This is a genomic window from Micromonospora sp. WMMD1274 (genome assembly GCF_049179035.1).
GTDB classification, from domain to species: Bacteria; Actinomycetota; Actinomycetes; order Mycobacteriales; family Micromonosporaceae; genus Micromonospora; species Micromonospora tulbaghiae.
In genome coordinates this window covers 469,894-486,846 of sequence record NZ_JBMHMG010000001.1, presented here as the reverse complement: position 1 = coordinate 486,846, position 16,953 = coordinate 469,894, and the positions used below count along the sequence as shown (strand labels likewise).

Here is a 16,953-nt window from a genome sequence, read left to right as displayed (position 1 = left end):
GCCGATCATGTAATGGTTGATCGTTGACGATGTGCCGGTGGTGCGTCGTGGTGAACTGACCGATGAGGCGTGGGCGGTGATCGCGCCGCTGCTACCGGAACCTGGCGGGGCTCGGGGGCGGTGGCGGGATCACCGTCAGGTCATCAACGGGATCCTGTGGAAGCTACGCACGGGTGCGCCGTGGCGTGACCTGCCGGAACGCTTCGGGCCGTGGAAGACGTGCCACGAACGGCTGCGCCGCTGGACCGCTGATGGGACATGGGATCGGGTCCTGGCCGCGGCGCAGGTGCATGACGACGGCACGCCGGTGCAGTGGACGATCAGCATCGACTCGTCGATCGTGCGGGCGCACCAGCATGCCGCTGGCGCCCGCAAAAAGGGGGCTCCCCGACAAGTGCGGCGACGCCTGGTGCGCAAGATGGCGAGGCCATCGGCCGGTCCCGCGGCGGGTTGAGCACGAAGATCCACCTCGCGGTCGACGGACGCGGACGGCCGCTGTCGATCCTGCTCACCCCCGGCCAAGCCGGCGACAACCCGCAGCTGCTGGCGCTGCTGGACGCGATCCGCGTCAACGAGCCCGGGCCGGGTCGGCCCCGCAAGCGACCGGAGGTGCTGATCGCGGACAAGGGCTATGCACATGATTCGACCCGGCGAGCCCTGCGACAACGCGGGATCCGGCACGTCATCCCGGAACGCAGCGACCAGGTCGCTCGCCGGGCCGCCAAGGGCAGCCACGGCGGGCGACCACCGGCCTTCGACAAGGTGATCTACAAGAAGCGCAACGTCGTGGAACGCTGCTTCAACCGGCTCAAGCAGTGGCGTGACCTGGCAACGCGATACGCCAAACGCGCATCCCTCTACCGAGCCGGCCTCGTCCTGATCGCTGCTGTCATCTGGCTCCCATGATCGACAGGACACGCCCTAGCCGGCGCGGGTGTCGTTCGGGGAGGAAGCTCACCTGCTGCCTCCAGGAGCGTGCTCGGGTGGTCAACGCCGTTACGGGTCGACGCCGGTGGAGCCTGGAGTTCGGTCGCGCCGCGTCGGGTACGGACGCGGGCCGCATCACCGGTTCCGGCGGGCGGGCCGGCGTGAACCAACCGGCGAAGCGAGGCGGCGTGGCGGGAACGGGGCGCATCCGCGTGCGTTCTCGGCCGGGTGCGGCGAAGGCAGCGAGGTGAGGGTGGCGGCGCGGCGGGAGTGGAGTTCGGCGCGGCGGGCCGTGCGCACCGCCCAGCAGGGGCCGGGCGGTGCTGCCCGGGGCATCGCAGGTTCCAGCAAACACCGTCGGAACCCAGTTGGTGGGCGACGTCGACTGCGAACGCACGTTGCCCGCTCTGAACGGCAGCGTGGCGTAGGGGCTCCGGGTCTGCTCGGGGTCGAGGCGTACCCGGCTAGTGCGACGGTGTGAGCAGGTTGCGGGCGCTGCCAGTAGCGGCCACGGGGACGCAGACGCGATTGGTGTCGATTCCGCAGCAACGCGCCTACGGCTCGGGTCCGAGATCGGGTTCCAGCACAAGATCTGATCAGCCGGATGCCCAGTGGTCGGGACGCGATCCTCCGGGACGCTGCAGTGGCTGGTCCGCGACACCGACTCCAGCCTGCTGCACCCGCGCTTAGGAACCGATCGCTGCGGTGCTCAGCAACGCCTTGAGATCGCCGTAGAGCGCCGGACCTGGCGCTACCCGGCAGGCCTTCAGATCTAGCAAGATCGTACGCCCACTGGTGCACGCCAGCCGTACGTGCACCGGCGCACTGCCGTGGTGGCGGGTCAGGATCTGCTTCAGCTCGCCGACGAGCTGCGGCGTTACCTGGGTGTCCCGCAGCGCCAGCACGATCGGCGCGTCCTCGCCCGTCATGTCGAGCGGCGTCACCTCTTCCACGTGGATGCTCATCGTCTCTTCGCGGACGGTGATCCTTCCCCGCACGGCCACCACTCGGTCTTGGGCAAGTGTCGCTTCGTACCGTTCGTAGGTCTTGGGAAAAGCCAGGCATTCCACGGCCGCGTCGTGGTCCTCCAGCGTGAGCACCGCCCACGCGTGTCCCTGCTTGGTGATCTTGCGGTGCAGGCTCGCGATGATGCCGTTGACCCGGATCGCGCCATCGGTACGTCCAGAGGCCAACAGGTCGGCCAGGCCCATGTCGCGGTGCTGCCGGAGCACGTGCTCGGTCCCGTCGAGGGGGTGACCGGAGACGAAGAGACCGAGCATCTCTCGCTCGTACGCAAGCAGCGTGGACCGGTCCCACTCTCCCTCTGGAATGGTCACTGCGACGCTGGCGCCGCCCAGGTCGCCGAAGAGGGACTCCTGGCCGAGGGCCTGATTGCGCTTGACACCGATGACCGCATCGACAGCCTGCTCGTGAACGGTGACCAGGCCCTTGCGGTGATGGCCGAGTCCATCGAAAGCGCCGGCCTTAGCGAGCGATTCAATCACCCGTTTCTGGCATACCACGGGCGGTACCTTGGCGAGGAAGTCCGCGAAGTCGGTGAACCTGCTGCGCGACTTGCGGGCGTCGACGATCGCCTCCACCACGCTGGCACCGACATTGCGGACCGCGCCCATACCGAAGCGGATGCCGTTGCCGACCGCGGCGAAGTCGAGGCGGCTCTCGTTGACGTCCGGTGGCGTCACCGCGATGCCCAGACGGCGGCAGTCGGCAAGGTAGATAGCGAGCTTGTCCTTGTCGTCGCCGACCGAGGTGAGCAGTGCCGCGAGGTACTCGCTGGGGTGGTTGGCCTTGAGATACGCAGTCCAGTACGACACCAGGCCATACCCCGCGGTGTGTGACTTGTTAAATCCGTACCCGCTGAACGGGACCAGCACGTCCCAGATCGCTCGGGTCGCCGCCGGCGAGAAGCCACGCTCGCACATGCCTGCGGCGAACCGATCCCACTCGGCGTCCAGCACTTCTTTCTTCTTCTTGCCCATCGCCCGGCGCAGGTTGTCGGCAGCGCCCAGCGAGTAGCCGGCTAGCTGCTGCGCGATCGCCATCACCTGCTCTTGAAAGACGACCAGGTGATACGTGTCGCCGAGGATCGGCTCCAGTGCGTCGGCGAGCTCAGGGTGGATCGGCTCGACCGGTTGCTTGCCGGTCTTGCGCAGCGCGTAGTTGGTGTGCGCGTTCATTTCCATCGGGCCGGGCCGGTAGAGCGCGTTGACAGCAGCGATGTCGGTGAACGTGGTGGGCTGCATCAGTCGCAGGAGGGCACGCATACCGCCGCTGTCGAGCTGGAAGACGCCGAGCGTATCGCCGCGGGCCAGCAGCTCGTACGTCTTCGCGTCGTCCAGCGGCACCTCAAGAATGTCGATGTCGATGCCCTTGTTGGCGCACACGTTGGCGATGGTGTCGCCGATGACGGTGAGGTTCCGAAGCCCCAGGAAGTCCATTTTGAGCAGGCCCATCTCCTCGGCCTGCGTAAACGGGAACGCTGTGATCACCGGACCTGCGGCTTTGGGCCGCACCAGCGGGATGACGTCCAGCAGCGGCTCCGCCGAGAGGATCACCCCCGCCGCGTGGATGCCGGTCCCGCGGGTAAGCCCTTCCAGGCCTGCCGCGTTGTCCAGCACCAGGCGTACGTCCGGCTCCTGCTCGTACATGCGCCGCAGTTCGGTGGCCTCGCCGTGGCGTGGATGGCCATCGTCGTGGATCGCCGCGAGCGGGATCTCCTTGCCGCCGTCCGCTGGCGGGAACGCCTTGGAGATGCGGTCGCCCAGCGCATACGGCAGGCCCAGCACCCGACAGGCGTCCTTCACCGCCGCCTTCGCCTTGATCGTGCCGAACGTAACGATTTGGCAGACCCGGTCGTCGCCGTAGCGCCGGGTGACGTACTCAATCATCTCGTCGCGCCGACGGTCGTCGAAGTCCAGGTCGACGTCCGGCATAGAGATCCGTTCGGGGTTGAGGAACCGCTCGAAGATCAGCTTGTGCTCGATCGGGTCGAGCTGGGTGATCCCCGTGCAGTAGGCGACGATCGAGCCGGTCGCCGAGCCCCGACCAGGGCCCAGCCCGATGCCCTGCTTCCGGGCGTATGCGCAGATGTCGGCTACCACCAGGAAGTAGCCAGGAAAGCCCATGGTGTCGATCACTGACAGCTCGTGGTCGATCCGGGCGAGTACTTCGGGCGAGAGCGTCTCGCCGTATCGTTGCCGGGCCCCGCGTAGAGTTTCGGCGCGTAGCCAGCTGGACTCGGTCTCGCCTTCGGGCACGGGGAACCGGGGCGTTAGGTCGCGGTGGGTGAAGGCCTCGTCGTAGGCTCCGATCCGCTCGGCCACCAGCAGCGTGTTGTCGCATGCCCCGGGCACCTCGTTGTCCCAGAGGGCGCGCATCTGCGCGGCGGATTTCAAGTAGTAGCCGCTGCCGCCGAACCGGAACCTGTCGGTGTCAGCCAGCCGCCTGCCGGTGCCGACGCACAGCAACGCATCATGGGCGGCCGCCTGGTCCTCGGTGACATAATGCGAATCGTTAGTGGCCAGCGGCGACAGACCCAGATGACGGCCAAGGCGGAGCAGGTCGTCGCGGACCCGGCGCTCGATCGGTAGCCCATGATCCATCAGCTCAAGGAAGTAGTTGTCCGTGCCGAAGAGGTCTCGGTAGCGCGCGGCCGCCTCAACCGCCTGGTCGTACTGGCCGAGCCGGAGCCGTGTCTGCACCTCACCAGACGGGCACCCTGTGGTGGCGATCAGCCCGGACCCATGCTCGGCGAGCAACTCGTCGTCCATCCGCGGGTACTTCTGGACATGGCCTTCTAGCCAGGCGCGTGACTGCAACCGGAACAGGTTGCCAAGGCCGCGGGCGTCGGCTGCCCACATGGTCAGATGTGTGTAAAGGCCGCGGCCGGAGACGTCACCGCCCGCGCCGGTCTCGTCGTCAGACCTCCGCAGCGCCACGTTGTCACTGAAGAACACGGGCCGGCGGTCATGACGGCTGCCGGGTGCCAGGTACGCCTCGATGCCAATGATCGGCTTGACGCCGGCCTTGCGGGCGGCGTGGAAGAACTCGTACGCCCCGTGCACGTTGCCGTGGTCGCTCATCGCCACCGCAGGCATCCCCAGACGCGCCACTTCGGCAGTCAGCGGGGCGACTTTGGCGGCGCCGTCCAGCATGCTGTAGTCGGTGTGCACGTGAAGATGCACGAAGGAGTCCACCACACCCTCCGGTTGTAGCCTTCGCCAGAGCAGGCATTCGAACAGTTCAGGAGCTGAGGTGTCCAACAACCGACACGCGGACGATCCACAACCAGAGGTTGTTGAAGATCTCCACCTGGGATCGGTGCAGGCCTTCCTGGCGGTCACCGACGACCGCTATTTCGGCGAGGCGGCGGCCCGGCTCGGCATCAGCCAACAGGCCGTGTCCAAACGCGTCGCGACGCTGGAACACATTCTCGGAGTGCGCTTGTTCACGCGTACAGCCCGGGGCACTGCACTCACCATCGATGGGCAGGCATTCCTCCCACATGCGCGCGCAATGATTCAGCTGGCCGAGCGCGCGGTGAGCTCCGTCCGACCGGACCGCCGCGCGTTGCGAGTGGACGTACTGAACCGAAGGATCGGCCCGGCTGGGCTGCTACGCGACTTCCACCAGGCGCACCCGCAGACCGAGCTCGACGTGCTGACCCTGGTCGAGTCGGACGTGGCCGCCGCGATCGCCGCCGTCGAAGCTGGGACGATCGATGCCACGTTCCGGGCCGTCACCGTGCCGGTACGGGAACTGCCAACGGGTATCCGGGCGGCCCGGGTGCTGGACGATCCACACCAACTGCTGACCGGGCCGGGGCACCCGCTCGCCGCCGCCAGCCACATCACCATGGCCGACCTGACTGGCCAACGAATCTGGATCCCCGGCATCGCCCCCGGCACCGAATGGGCCGCCTACTACGACGACCTGGGCGCGCAATTCGGACTCACGATCGAGCGGGTCGGACCCAACTTCGGCACTGATCACCTGCTGGACGTGCTGGCCGAATCGCCGACGCTGGCCTCCCTGGTCGGCGAGCTCACCCGCATGCTGTGGCCGACGAACTACGACCTACGCCGCATCCCTATCCTCCACCCGACCCCCGTGTATCCGCACTTCCTCATCTGGCACCGCGACAACCCACACCCGGGCCTGGCTATGCTGCGGAGCTACATCCGCTCAGTGCCACATTGCCACCGCCACCGCCCCGGTGATGTCTGGGTCCCGAGGTGGGTAGCCCGCCCGTCCGCATCATGATGCAGCCCAGACCCGGACGAACGGCGGCACCCGGCAACCACGGCAGGCACCGACGCGGGAGGACGCCTGAGACCGCCAGGCCAACACACGGATGTCGAAGGTCATGTGACTAACGGTGCGCGACGACCTGCACTGCACCCAGATGTCGGCAACCCCACCGGGAGCTCCACTTATCCGCCCTGGCGACCGCGATGGAAGTGGCCGGGGCCATAGGTGCCTCGTGGATAATGGCCGACTCGCTTCCGGTGGTAGCGTCCGCCGCGGAGGCGAGCCAGGTCGACAGGCTGCCCTCCTCCTGCCGACCGCCGTCAACAGGTTCGACGACGACGCTGACAGTCAGCAGCAGGGTGACGCTCTGGGCCGCCCGCGTGCTGGGGCGTGCCGCTGTCGAGTCAGGGTCGCTGGACACCGATGGTGTGTGGGTGAGGGCCGACCAGGACGTACTCCCTTACAAGACCCTCAGCGACCGTCGCCGAGGACCGGGAAGGCAACGGCAGGGCGGACGGGATGCAGCGGGCACGGTGGGAACCTCGCGCACGGCGACGTGCGCGACGCTCTCTTGGTTCGTCCGTGAGCGGTCAGCGGCGGCGCAGGTCCCGTAGGCGGGGGCCGAGCAGCGGTCCGGTATGGCCGGCGGCGGCGGTCGCTCCGCGGACCCCGCTTCCGGTTTGTTTGGCTTGGTACATGGCGATGTCGGCCTGGTGCAGCAGGGTACGCGGGCCGACACCGAGGACGGCGCTGATGTGCCCGACGCTGGCGCGCACGACCAGCGCGTGGTCGCCGAGATCGATGGGGTGGCGGCCCACCGCCCGCCACGCGGCGCGGGCGACGGCGGCGACGTCGTCGGAGCCGCCGGCGACCAGTAGGGCGAACTCGTCGCCGGACAACCGTGCGGCGAGTCGCACCGGTCCTCGCAGGGCGGTGAGCCGTCGGCCGACCTCGGTGAGGACGTCGTTGCCGGCCTCGTGGCCGAAGGTGTCGTTGACGGCTTTGAAGCCGTCGAGGTCGAGCAGGACGAGCCCGAACGGGGCATCGGCGCGTGTGGCGCGGGTGAGGGCGGCGAGCAGGGCCCGCCGGTTGGGCAGGCCGGTGGTGTCGTCGTGGTCGGCGGCGTAGCGGGCGCGGGTCAGCGCCTGATGTTGGCGCCACAGCAGCGCTGCGGCGAGGGCGAGACCGGCGAGGACTCCACCTGCGGCGGTGACGATCGAGGTCAGGATGGGAGACACTTCGGAAGCTCCTTCTGTACTAAGGAGCACCGGGGGCGGGCGTGGTTCCGGGAAGTTCGACGCCCGCCTCCGGGCTACCGGCAGGGCGGGGTCGTTCAGGCGGTGGGGTCGGCGAGGGCGAACGTGGCGGGCCTCTCGGCGACCAGGACCACCCGCCCGGTTCCGACGAGCCTCACGGCGGCGTTGTGGACCGCGCCCGCGCTGGCCTTCTTCGCGCCGGTCCCCTCGTTGGCCCGGTCGACCAGCCTGCACAGCTCACTGACCTTGTACTGCCGGCCGGGGTTGGCCTCGAGGATGCCGAGGATCGCGCCGCGGAGGATTCCCGACGCCCGCCGGAGACGGGCCTGGACCTCATCGCCCGGCGCCTCTGTGGCCGGCGGTGCGGCGGGTACGTCCGCAGCGAGGCCACCGCTGGTGCTGTCGACGGCCGTGCCAGCTCCGGGAACCTCCGGTGTGGCCGGTTCGGCGTCCACACCGTCCGCTGCGGGCGTCGCTCCGGCGGCCGGGCCGGTGCCGCCAACGACCGGCACGTCGGGTTCAGCAGACCGGCGGACGCTTGCCTCACCGTGATCAGCCTCGGTGTTCTCGGCCCCGCAGTCCTCACCGGGCGCCGCCTCGACGTCACCCGGAGCCGGCGATGCCGACTCCCGGCCGACCTCCGGCTGCCCGACGGCGGGAACCTCGGCGACCGGCGGCTGGTCGTCGTCCTGCCCGGCAGCCTCCCCGGCCTCCTGCCGGTCGCCGCCGCGCGGCCCGCGCTCCGCAGAGATGCCGGAGGTGTCGGTGTCGCGGGTGGCGGGCCCCGGGGCGGGCTGGCCGTGCCGCCCCTGTCCGATGTGCGCGCGGCCGGTGTCGGTGATCCGCCACAGGGTAGGTCCGGTGTCGCTTCGCGTGGGCTCAGCCAGTCCCGCAGCGTGCAGGGTGCGCAGTTTCGGGGTGGTGGTCGAGTAGCCGAGGCCGGCTTCGGTGGCGATGGTGGCAGCGGCCGCTTCGCCGAGCCGGTGCAGCGCCGCGAGGACCTTCACGACGCTGGGCGCCAGTGGCGCTGGCACGAGCGGAGCGGTGGTCGTACTCGTGGGGGTGCTGGTCATGGGCGCGTGGCCCCCTTTCTCCTGCCGTCGGCAGGGGTCGGTGAGTGAGGCGCGCGCACTGATGCACGCTCCGGATCGCGTATCGATCAAGTCGTCTGTCCGAGATGTGGGACTCCGCCGCAGGTACGCCGCCCGGTGATCGCACGCCCGGCGGCACGGCGGCCGGGGTCAGTGGGCGGCGTGATAGGCGTCGCGCACCGCGGCGGGGATGACGCCCCCGGTTCGTGGCCGGGGCAGGTTCAGCTCCTGCCAGTTGACCGTCCACCACCAGGTGCGGATCTCCTGGCTCGGGACGCGGCCGGTCGCGGTGCTGCGCTGCCGCCGCGCTGCCCGGGGCTGTTTCGGCAGGCGCCGCCCGGCCATGAGGAACGGGCCGAACGCTGCGGCCATCCGGTCGAAGTTGCCGGCGGATAGGTCGATCTCGTAGGTGATGCCGTTGAAGGTGAACTGGTGGGTGGCGACGTCGTCGGTGGAGCCGTCAAGGTCGTCGACGAGGATCGTGGTGGTCTTGGTGGCCAATGGGGCCACCTCCTTTCCTCTCGGGGTGGGTTACTAGGCGGGCGGGTGGGCGCCGAGGCCGAGCTGGTGGCCGATGACGGGCCCGCGGCGCACGGCGGCGACGGCGGCGGGCAGGTGTCGGCGTTGCCAGCCGTGCAGGGCGGCGGTGAGGTCAGCTCGGTACTTGCGGTGCTGGGTGAGGGCGGCGGCGAGGCCGGCGGCCTGCTCGATGCCGTTGTTGGCGCCGCGCGCGGTGTGCGGGCGCACGGGGGCGAGGGCGTCGCCGAGCAGAACGGCGTGACCGGCGCCGACGGGCCAGACCATGCGCTGCGGTGCGGTGATGTCGAGGACCGGTACCGCCATCCGGGTGGTGGTGGCGTGCACGACGGCGGCGTGGTCGGCCGGGAGGAGCAGGTCGGCGTGGGTGTCGACGTGGGCGCGGGCGGCGGGGCTGACGTGCCGGGGCAGGGCGAAGACCGGCGGGTGGGGTCGGCGCCGAACCGCTGCGCGTACTCGGCGCGGGTGCAGTTGAGGTAGAAGGTCCAGTCGCAGCCGCCGGGTACCGGGGCGAGGTTGAACTGCACGCCCGGGCAGGGCTGCAACCGCAGGAAGTCCCGCAGCCCGGGCTGCGGGGTGATGCCGGCGATGCCGCGATGGGCGACGTAGCCGGCGTAGCGCAGGGCCCGCTCGGGATCCAGCAGCCGGCGGCCGGTGGAGGACCGGCCGTGGGCGAACACGACCAGGTCGGCGGCCGCGGTGTGGCCGTCGCGGAACCGCAGCACCGGCCGACCGTCCTGCTCGGCCAGGGCCGTGACCTTCATACCGGTGTGCAGGACACCGGCGGGCAGGCGGCGGATCAGCGCCTGGCGCAGCAGCGTCCAGGTGGTGTTCCGCCCCGGGTAGGTACGCCGGATCGTCTCGGCCGGCCGGCGGTCGCGGACGGTCATCTCGACGATGGCCTCGGAGTCGTGGGCCACGAACTCGCTCTGGCCGATGTCGAGGCGGTCGAGCACGTCGAGGGCCGGGTGTTCCAGGCCGATGAGGCCGCCGCCCAGAGGCGCGGACGCCGGCGCCGCCTCGAAGACGGTGACGTCGTCGAATCCGACGCGCAGCAACAGCAGCGCGGTGACCGGGCCGGTGATGCTGCCACCGATGACGGCGATGGTGGGCTGCAGGCCGGAGGACGGCCTGGTGGCGGATGTCATGAGGGTTCCCTTCTGGAGTGCGGGAAACCCGGGCACGGCCGTGCCCGGGTGTGCGCGAGTGCGCGGGGTGGCCGGGCATCGGCCGGGTGGTGCCAGTGAGAAGGCGGGTCAGCGACGGTGGACTGCGGACCCAGGTCGGCCGCCTTGATGCGGCGGGCGGATGGAGGCTCGGACGGCGCGGCGCCGGACGGCGTCGGCTGGCCCGCGAGGTGCGACCGGGCCGGCAGGGCGGCGCGGGAAGGTGTGGTCTCGGCGGGTTAGCGGCCGGGCGTGGTGAACGGAGGCGGCACGGGAAGGATCCGCCGGGCCCGCTGCATTACCTCGTCGGCGACCGTGATCAGCGGTGTCGCGTCCGGGGGCGTGGCTGGGGTCGTGCGGTGCCAGCCACTACCGGGGCTGCTCGCGATGATCGTCCAGGTGAACAGCGGGGTGAGGACTTCGGCGACCGCCGTGCTCTGCGTGGCGTAGCTATCGCGGCAGACCCGCACCCGCAGGACGTACCCGTCGATGTGGTGCACCCGGGTCAGCTCGTAGGTGCCGTGGCCGTGCTGATGGAACACCTCGTCAACGATCACCGCGACCGGTCCTCCGGGTCCGTGGCGCGGGTCGCTTCGGACGCGGCACGGATCCAGGGCCACTGGTAGGCGCCGATGGCGTAGCAGCGGTTGGTATCCGGGACGATGCGGTCGTGCTGGACCCAGCGGCTGCCCAGGGCGTCGTCGTCCTCCCACTCGACGGTGACCTCGTCGCCGTCGAACCGCAGCCGGGGATGCTCGCCGGACATGTCACCGGGGTGGAGGGCGTCGAGGTGGGCGGCCATGCGCTGCACCGCGAACCGAGGGAAGCGGCACAGCACCCCGGCGCGGGAGAGGGTGGTGTAGCCGGTGGCGACCATGGCGCGGTAGGCGCCGCCGCCGACCACGTCGCAGGTCACCGTCGCCGGGGTCCAGGTGGCAAGCGGCGGGGTGATGTCGCCGCGGCTGCGGGACATGCGGTAGCGGACGTCGCTCGCCGGGTCCGGGTGCAGCCCGAGCCAGTGCATCCCGTGGCGGCGGGCGTAGCGGAGCAGGTCGAGCAGGTCCCGCCGGCCGTCAAGGTGTTCGGTGTGCAGGGGCAGGAATCCGTGTCCGTCGTCGGTAGGGATCGGGTTGCCGGTGGCGCCGGTGGCGGTGTGGGTCCAGGTTTCGGCGCGGACGCGGTGGTCGGCGCCGTCGGCGTCGTACCAGCGGGGGACGCCGTTGGAGGACAACCAGTCACCGTCGATGTCGTGGGACCAGATGAGCGCGGCCTGGTCCCGGACGCCGGCCCGGTACTGCTGCCGGGTCCGCCGCTGCGCGCCGGTGGAGGCGGCGTGTTCGGCGAGCGGCAGGACGTCGTCGACGCGGAACCACAGTCGCTCGGACATGGCGGGGAAACCTCCTGATGGTGGAAGAGGGAAGGTCGGCCGCTTCGCCGGCCGGGCTGGCGGGTTGCCCCGGCCTGGGGCGCCGGGCGGTGCCGCACGGACCCGCAACCGGGTCCGCCGCTGCTCTGGGACCCGCGGCACGGCGCGTGACGCGCAGATGCGGATCGGATGTAGTCCCAGGCGTGTTTTGGCCGGCGGTGAACGTGGGTGGCGGTAGTGGCCGCACTGGTGGCGGCCCGGTGTGCGTCGCAGGGCCTGGGCAAGCTGAGAGAGGCGGCTGCAGAGCGTGCGTCTGCTGCCGCGCGCCGGCCCTCGGCCCGGGTGGAATGGGGATGGAGCCGGTCAGGGCCGCCCCCAATCCCTAGGGAAAGAGGAGATGAGTGGTGGCGCCCGACCGGCCCGGCGGTGCTACAGAGCCACGGCGAGCAGCCGCTGGTCGGGCTCGATGGTGTCGAGGTACCGCATCGCCTTCTCGAGGTAGGTCACCCGGTGGGTCAGGGCGTCGCTCGCCGGTGCCAGCTGGTGCCCGTCCGCCGTGAGCAGGGCGTCCCCGCACACGGCGGTCGTGGCGCTGTAGTGCTGGTAGGCCACCGGGCCTGCCTGGAACATCTCCAGCTCACCTGGGCTGAGGTGGGCGGCGCCGTAGCTGGCCGCGTTGTGCATCCGCATCGCGTTGACGCGGGGTTGCTGGTGGAAGTCCGCCTCGGCCCGCTCGCGCGGGTAACGGGCGGGATCCGCCAGGTGGCGGGCCAGCAGGGTCGGCCACGGGGTGGCCGGCCGGGTGCCGTGCACGACCTGCTGCCACAGCTGATGGCGGATGCCGGCGCCGACGCCGGCGGCGTGGCGCATGGCGGCGAGGTCGAGCAGCTTGACCGGTCCGCCGGCGCAGGACACCGGACGTCCCTTCCGCGGTGCGACCAGGTCGCGCCGCTGCCACAGCCACATGTTCGGGATGGCCCAGAAGCGGGGCTGCAGGCTGCCTGACACGCCGAAGTGCCGGTCGAGCTGGGTGGCGGTCAGGGCCTGCGACGGCAGCCCGTCGGGCGGACAAATGATCATGGTGTGGATCGTCGCGGTCGGCGTGACCACCGGCCTGGCGGGCACCGTGGTGCTGGCGACGGTCGCCCCAGGGGCGGGCTTGCGGCCCAGGCGGGGCGTCACCGTCGGCACGCGGGTGCCGTAGCGGCTCAGCGGAGTCGCGGCACCGTTGGTTGCGGCCATAAAGGGGTTCCTCCTCCGGTTGGGGCGCGCGGTTGGGCGCGCGGAAGCGGCCGGCCCACCGGGTACATGGGGCGGCTCACGAGACGAACAGGGGAGAGGTGCAGTGAGGTGGTGCTGGCGGTGCGGTGGGACCTGGGGTCGCCGCGCGGCGCGGGCGCCGACCGGCCGCAAAGGGGCGGGTGGGCGGAGCGCACCGTGGGGGTGCGGCGGTGGTTCCCGAGGTGGGACCGGACCGGGTGGAGCGATATGTGGGTGAAGGTGGTGCCGATGAAGGTAGCGGCCGCGTCTGTCAGTGCCGGCCGCTGTCATGATCGTCAGCGGCGGGTTTGACCTGCACTGTCAGACGCATCGTCGGTTCTGCCCCAACTGGCAGCCGGAGACTGTGAGATCTGGCCGGTCTCACAACCGCCTCGACCCGCGGACAGGAAGCACCCCCTCGGGGCGAGGGCAGGTCTCACCGATCCGGGTCGACGCCGCCGGGGTCGGTGTCGGGGAAGCGGTGCGGGTTGGTGGCCGGGTTGTCCGGGCCATGGTCGGACGGCAGTTCGTGCAGCCAGCGGCGCAGGCCGGGATCGGTGGTGAGGGTCCAGGCGGATCCGGCGGGGTGTTCGCTGTGGATCCCGGTGGCGACGGGCATGGCGGTCGGCACCCCGGCGAGGGCCTCGAGGAGGTGCTGCTCGCGGCGGCGGCCGGGGACGCGCAGCAGCACCGGATACCGCGGCCCGTAGCCGGCGAGCTGCTCGTAGCCGCGCAGCTTGCGCAGCACCGTGCGGAGAGGTTCGGTGCCGTTGTCGTGTTCGAGGAAAAACCCAACCTCCCGACCGCCGGCCACCCACACGCCGTGCCCGTCAGGCTGGATACCCGAGCGGGCGAACACCGCGGCGGCGTGCTGCTCGGACCACCAGCGGGCCAACGTCGCGTTGTCGTCGCCGCGGGAGAAGGCGGCCAGGTCGATGAATAGCTGATTGGTGCCCAGGAGGTGGCGCAGCTTACGGCTGCCGATGATGCGTTCGGTGCGCTCGACGCTGGAACGGGGGGCACGAACGTGGGCCCGGTTGGGGTCGTTGAACGCGCTCGGATAGACCACAACGCCGAGCGGGCCGAGGGTGTAAAGGTACTGGCCGCTGCCGGTGGTGACGTCGACGAACCGGCTGACCGCCTCCATCTGCTGCAGCCGTGCCAGGCGAAGCCGGGCGGAGCGACGTGAGGGGAACAGGGCCGCCGCGATCTGGTCGGTGGACAGCACATAGTGCTCGGCGAGCCAGCGCAGCAGGTGATGGTCACGGGCGGTGAGGCGACGCAGCCGGTCGAGACGAGCCCGGCGAGACAACGCGCGGGCAGGCGACGATGAGGTCGCAGACGAGCGGGAAGGGGAGGTGTCGGCGGGCATCGTGGACGCTCCAAGCGGGAGAGGGAGTCCCTCTGAGGGAGGGTGTCGGGGTTCGGCGGGACGCTCACCACGGCGGGTGACCGCCGACGAGCGGCACTGACAGACGGGCACGGCCCGACCTGTCAGCGCCGCCTGGTGATCGGTGGTGAAGGACTGGTGAAGCCCCCACGGAAAGGGCTGACCTGGCTCGGCGACCGACGTCGACCGATCTGTCGATCTCACTCCAGGCCGGTGTTCACGCGTCGACTGCAGGGCCGGCCTTGCTCCGGGACCGGCGGGTGTCGTCGGGCCGGGCCGAGAACCGGTCGACGAGCTCGTCGATCGCGCTGGTGTCCTGCGCCGGCACCGCCTGCGCGGCGGCCTGACGGATCGCCGTCGCCTCGCCCACGACCGGCTTCGGCGGCCGGGTCTTGAAGGTGAACGCCGGCGCCTGCCGCCCGCCGACGACGAGGCGGGCGACGGCGGTGTAGGCGTCCAGGTGGGTCAGGTCGTGCTCGTCGAGCTCGGGCAAAGTGTGCCGGGCGAGGACGCGGGCGTCCTCCGGGGCAACGGAGAAGTACAGCTTGTTCCGGGCGTTCGCGGACGCCGCGGCCAGGAGGTCGCGCGGGAACTGGGCCAGGTCCTGGTGCGCCAAGACCATCGACAGCCGGTACTTCCGCGCCTCCGCCAACATCGAGTCCAGACTGTTGGCGAGGGTCAGAAAGTTCTGACACTCGTCGATGATCAACGTGGCGTCCCGGCGTCTGTCCGCGGGCACACTGGCGCGGGCGGTCGCGGCCTGCCACACCTGCGCCAGCACGAGGGAGCCGAGGAGCTTGCTGGTGTCCTCACCCAGCTGGCCCTTCGGGATGCGCACCAGCAGAGCCCCACCGTCGAGGACCTTTCCCATGTCGAAGCTGGAGCGGGGGTAGCGCATGGTGCGCTTGACGAAGTCGCGCAGCAGGAACGCCCGCAGCCGCGCGAGGACGGGGCCGATGACCTGGGAGCGTAGGGCCGGGTTGAGCTGGTCGTACCACTGCCAGAACCCGGACAGGCCGGCCGGGTCGTCCAGGCCGACGGTCATCGCGCTTCTGAACTGGGCGGAGTTGAGCAGCGGTGGGATGTGCTGGAGGGTGACGTTGGCGTGCCGCAGCAGGGTCAGGCAGGCCACCCGCATGACGTCGTCCATCCGCGGCCCCCACGCCTTGGCGAAGATGTTCCCGAAGATCGACACGAGGTTGTCGACGACCAGGTCGGGGTCGGTCCCGGACAGCGGGTTGAGGGTGGGCGGGTTGGGCTGGTCGGGGTCGAACAGCACCACCCGTCCGGCGACGCTGGCGGGGAGCCGGTCGAGGATGTCGAGGACCATGTCGCCGTGCGGGTCGATGACCACGGTGCCCCGGCCGGTTTTGATGTCCTCGACGGCCATGTTGACCAGCAGCGTGGTCTTCCCGGAACCCGTCGAGCCGACCACATGCAGGTGATACCTCGCATCGGCGACGGACAGGGCCACCGCGTGGCCGCCGACCTCGGCGTCACCGAGAACCTTCGCGCCGCGACCGCCGGTCGGGACCGCCACCGGGGCGGGCATGGACTTCGCCCGCGCCCGATCCAGCCCCGGCACGGCCAGATCCCGCGGCAGGGCGGCCAGGACGGCCAGCTCGGGGGTGCAGGCCAGGAACCCTGCCCCGAGCCGCCGAGCGGCCAGCACGGCCACCGGCCGCCCCATACGCGCCCGGTGCGTGAGCCGGTTGCGGCCGGCGTACACGGCGAACGACGAGGCGACCGCGTCCGCGATGCCCTGCAACCTGGCCTGCGGCCGGGAGCCGCCGCGGCGGTTGTTCTTCGCGACGGCGTAGCGGATACCGATCGTCCACAGCGGGTGAGCGGTCTTGTCGAGGATCGCCCGCACATCCCGCTCCACTCCCGGGTCCCTCCGGGTCGCCGCACCCGCCGACCCGGCCCGGCTGCGCGCGGAGGATCCCGCCTGGAAGGCCTCGATGAGCCACAGCAGCGGCGCGGCGGGATTCACGACCGGCACGGCGGTCTTACCGTCACGCAGCCGGCCCGCCGCGCGGCGTGCCCGCGCGGCCCGGCGCAGGGTGGCGGGACGGGCGAGGACCTGCACGCAGGCGTAGTCGTCCGGCTTGAGCTGCGACCCCGCGGACATCAGCGCCCGCAGCGGGTCGTTGGCGTGATCCGTTCGCAACGGCAGCCACTCGGCGGCCGCCGGCAGTAGCTGCCCGCCGACGGCGGCCGGCACGTCCAGTGGGATCGGCGGCGGTGCCTGGTCGTCGGTGGTGCAGGCGGCGCCGGGCCACGCGGCCCGCACCGCAGCCTCCACCGCCCGGGCCGGCACGCTCCCGGGCACCCAGATCGAGATGAGTAGCCGGCGGCCGGTCCAGGTGTACTGCCACACCACGTGCGGGCTGCCGTACAGCAGCCGCCGTCGGCGCGACGGGGTGAGCGTGCCGTGCAGGTTCGCCCACAGCGCGGCGGCGCTGTGCGGGTCGACCTCCGGTGGTGGGGCGACCGTGACGAGGCGGGCCCGGTCGGCGTGGCGGCGGTGCCGCCACCCGTCGAGCAGGGTGCGCCCGGCGACGTAGACGACGAGCAGGGCGGCGGCGACACCGAGCAGCCACGGCCGGTCCACCGCCCAATCGGCGGCGTGCAGAACCCAGCGCGTGGGCGCGCTCGGCGGGGCAATGACTCCGGCGCCCGGCCCGGA

The 16,953-nt window shown here is 71.0% G+C and carries 11 protein-coding genes and 1 pseudogene; 2 read left to right on the top strand and 10 right to left on the bottom strand.

Annotated elements, in window-relative coordinates; genetic code table 11:
• Positions 1-40: 40 nt before the first annotated feature.
• A protein-coding gene (locus ACN27D_RS01830) for an IS5 family transposase (protein ID WP_421501094.1) occupies positions 41-906 on the top strand; the annotation gives its coding sequence in 2 pieces (ribosomal slippage) (positions 41-374 and positions 374-906; 867 coding nt in all).
• Between the two features lie 707 nt (positions 907-1,613).
• Here ACN27D_RS01830 and dnaE read toward each other — a convergent pair.
• Positions 1,614-5,147 (bottom strand): DNA polymerase III subunit alpha, encoded by a 3,534-nt coding sequence (dnaE, locus tag ACN27D_RS01825; RefSeq protein ID WP_421498361.1) that lies wholly within the window; start codon positions 5,145-5,147, stop codon positions 1,614-1,616.
• A gap of 55 nt (positions 5,148-5,202) precedes the next feature.
• Here dnaE and ACN27D_RS01820 point away from each other — a divergent pair, with 55 nt between their 5' ends.
• Entirely contained in the window at positions 5,203-6,210 is a 1,008-nt protein-coding gene (locus ACN27D_RS01820) for a LysR family transcriptional regulator (protein WP_421498360.1), read from the top strand.
• Between the two features lie 578 nt (positions 6,211-6,788).
• Here ACN27D_RS01820 and ACN27D_RS01815 read toward each other — a convergent pair.
• From ACN27D_RS01815 to ACN27D_RS01775, 9 genes and pseudogenes are all read right to left on the bottom strand, one after another.
• Positions 6,789-7,436 (bottom strand): diguanylate cyclase domain-containing protein, encoded by a 648-nt coding sequence (locus ACN27D_RS01815; RefSeq protein ID WP_421498359.1) that lies wholly within the window; start codon positions 7,434-7,436, stop codon positions 6,789-6,791.
• Between the two features lie 95 nt (positions 7,437-7,531).
• On the bottom strand, positions 7,532-8,527 hold the full coding sequence (locus tag ACN27D_RS01810; RefSeq protein ID WP_421498358.1) for a MarR family transcriptional regulator: 996 nt from the start codon (positions 8,525-8,527) through the stop codon (positions 7,532-7,534).
• A gap of 168 nt (positions 8,528-8,695) precedes the next feature.
• Entirely contained in the window at positions 8,696-9,055 is a 360-nt protein-coding gene (locus ACN27D_RS01805) for a histone-like nucleoid-structuring protein Lsr2 (protein ID WP_421498357.1), read from the bottom strand.
• A 24-nt stretch (positions 9,056-9,079) separates the two neighbouring features.
• A pseudogene (locus ACN27D_RS01800) lies at positions 9,080-10,230 on the bottom strand (monooxygenase).
• Between the two features lie 257 nt (positions 10,231-10,487).
• Positions 10,488-10,805, bottom strand: a complete 318-nt coding sequence (locus ACN27D_RS01795) for a hypothetical protein (protein WP_421498356.1) — start codon at positions 10,803-10,805, stop codon at positions 10,488-10,490.
• Positions 10,802-11,635 (bottom strand): hypothetical protein, encoded by an 834-nt coding sequence (locus ACN27D_RS01790; protein ID WP_421498355.1) that lies wholly within the window; start codon positions 11,633-11,635, stop codon positions 10,802-10,804. Before ACN27D_RS01790 ends, ACN27D_RS01795 begins: the two co-directional genes overlap by 4 nt.
• 408 nt (positions 11,636-12,043) lie before the next feature.
• Positions 12,044-12,856: a hypothetical protein gene (locus ACN27D_RS01785; protein WP_421498354.1), complete on the bottom strand. Its 813-nt coding sequence runs from the start codon at positions 12,854-12,856 to the stop codon at positions 12,044-12,046.
• Between the two features lie 454 nt (positions 12,857-13,310).
• On the bottom strand, positions 13,311-14,246 hold the full coding sequence (locus tag ACN27D_RS01780; protein ID WP_421498353.1) for a replication-relaxation family protein: 936 nt from the start codon (positions 14,244-14,246) through the stop codon (positions 13,311-13,313).
• 235 nt (positions 14,247-14,481) lie between these two features.
• On the bottom strand, positions 14,482-16,932 hold the full coding sequence (locus ACN27D_RS01775; RefSeq protein ID WP_421501093.1) for a type IV secretory system conjugative DNA transfer family protein: 2,451 nt from the start codon (positions 16,930-16,932) through the stop codon (positions 14,482-14,484).
• Positions 16,933-16,953: the final 21 nt, after the last annotated feature.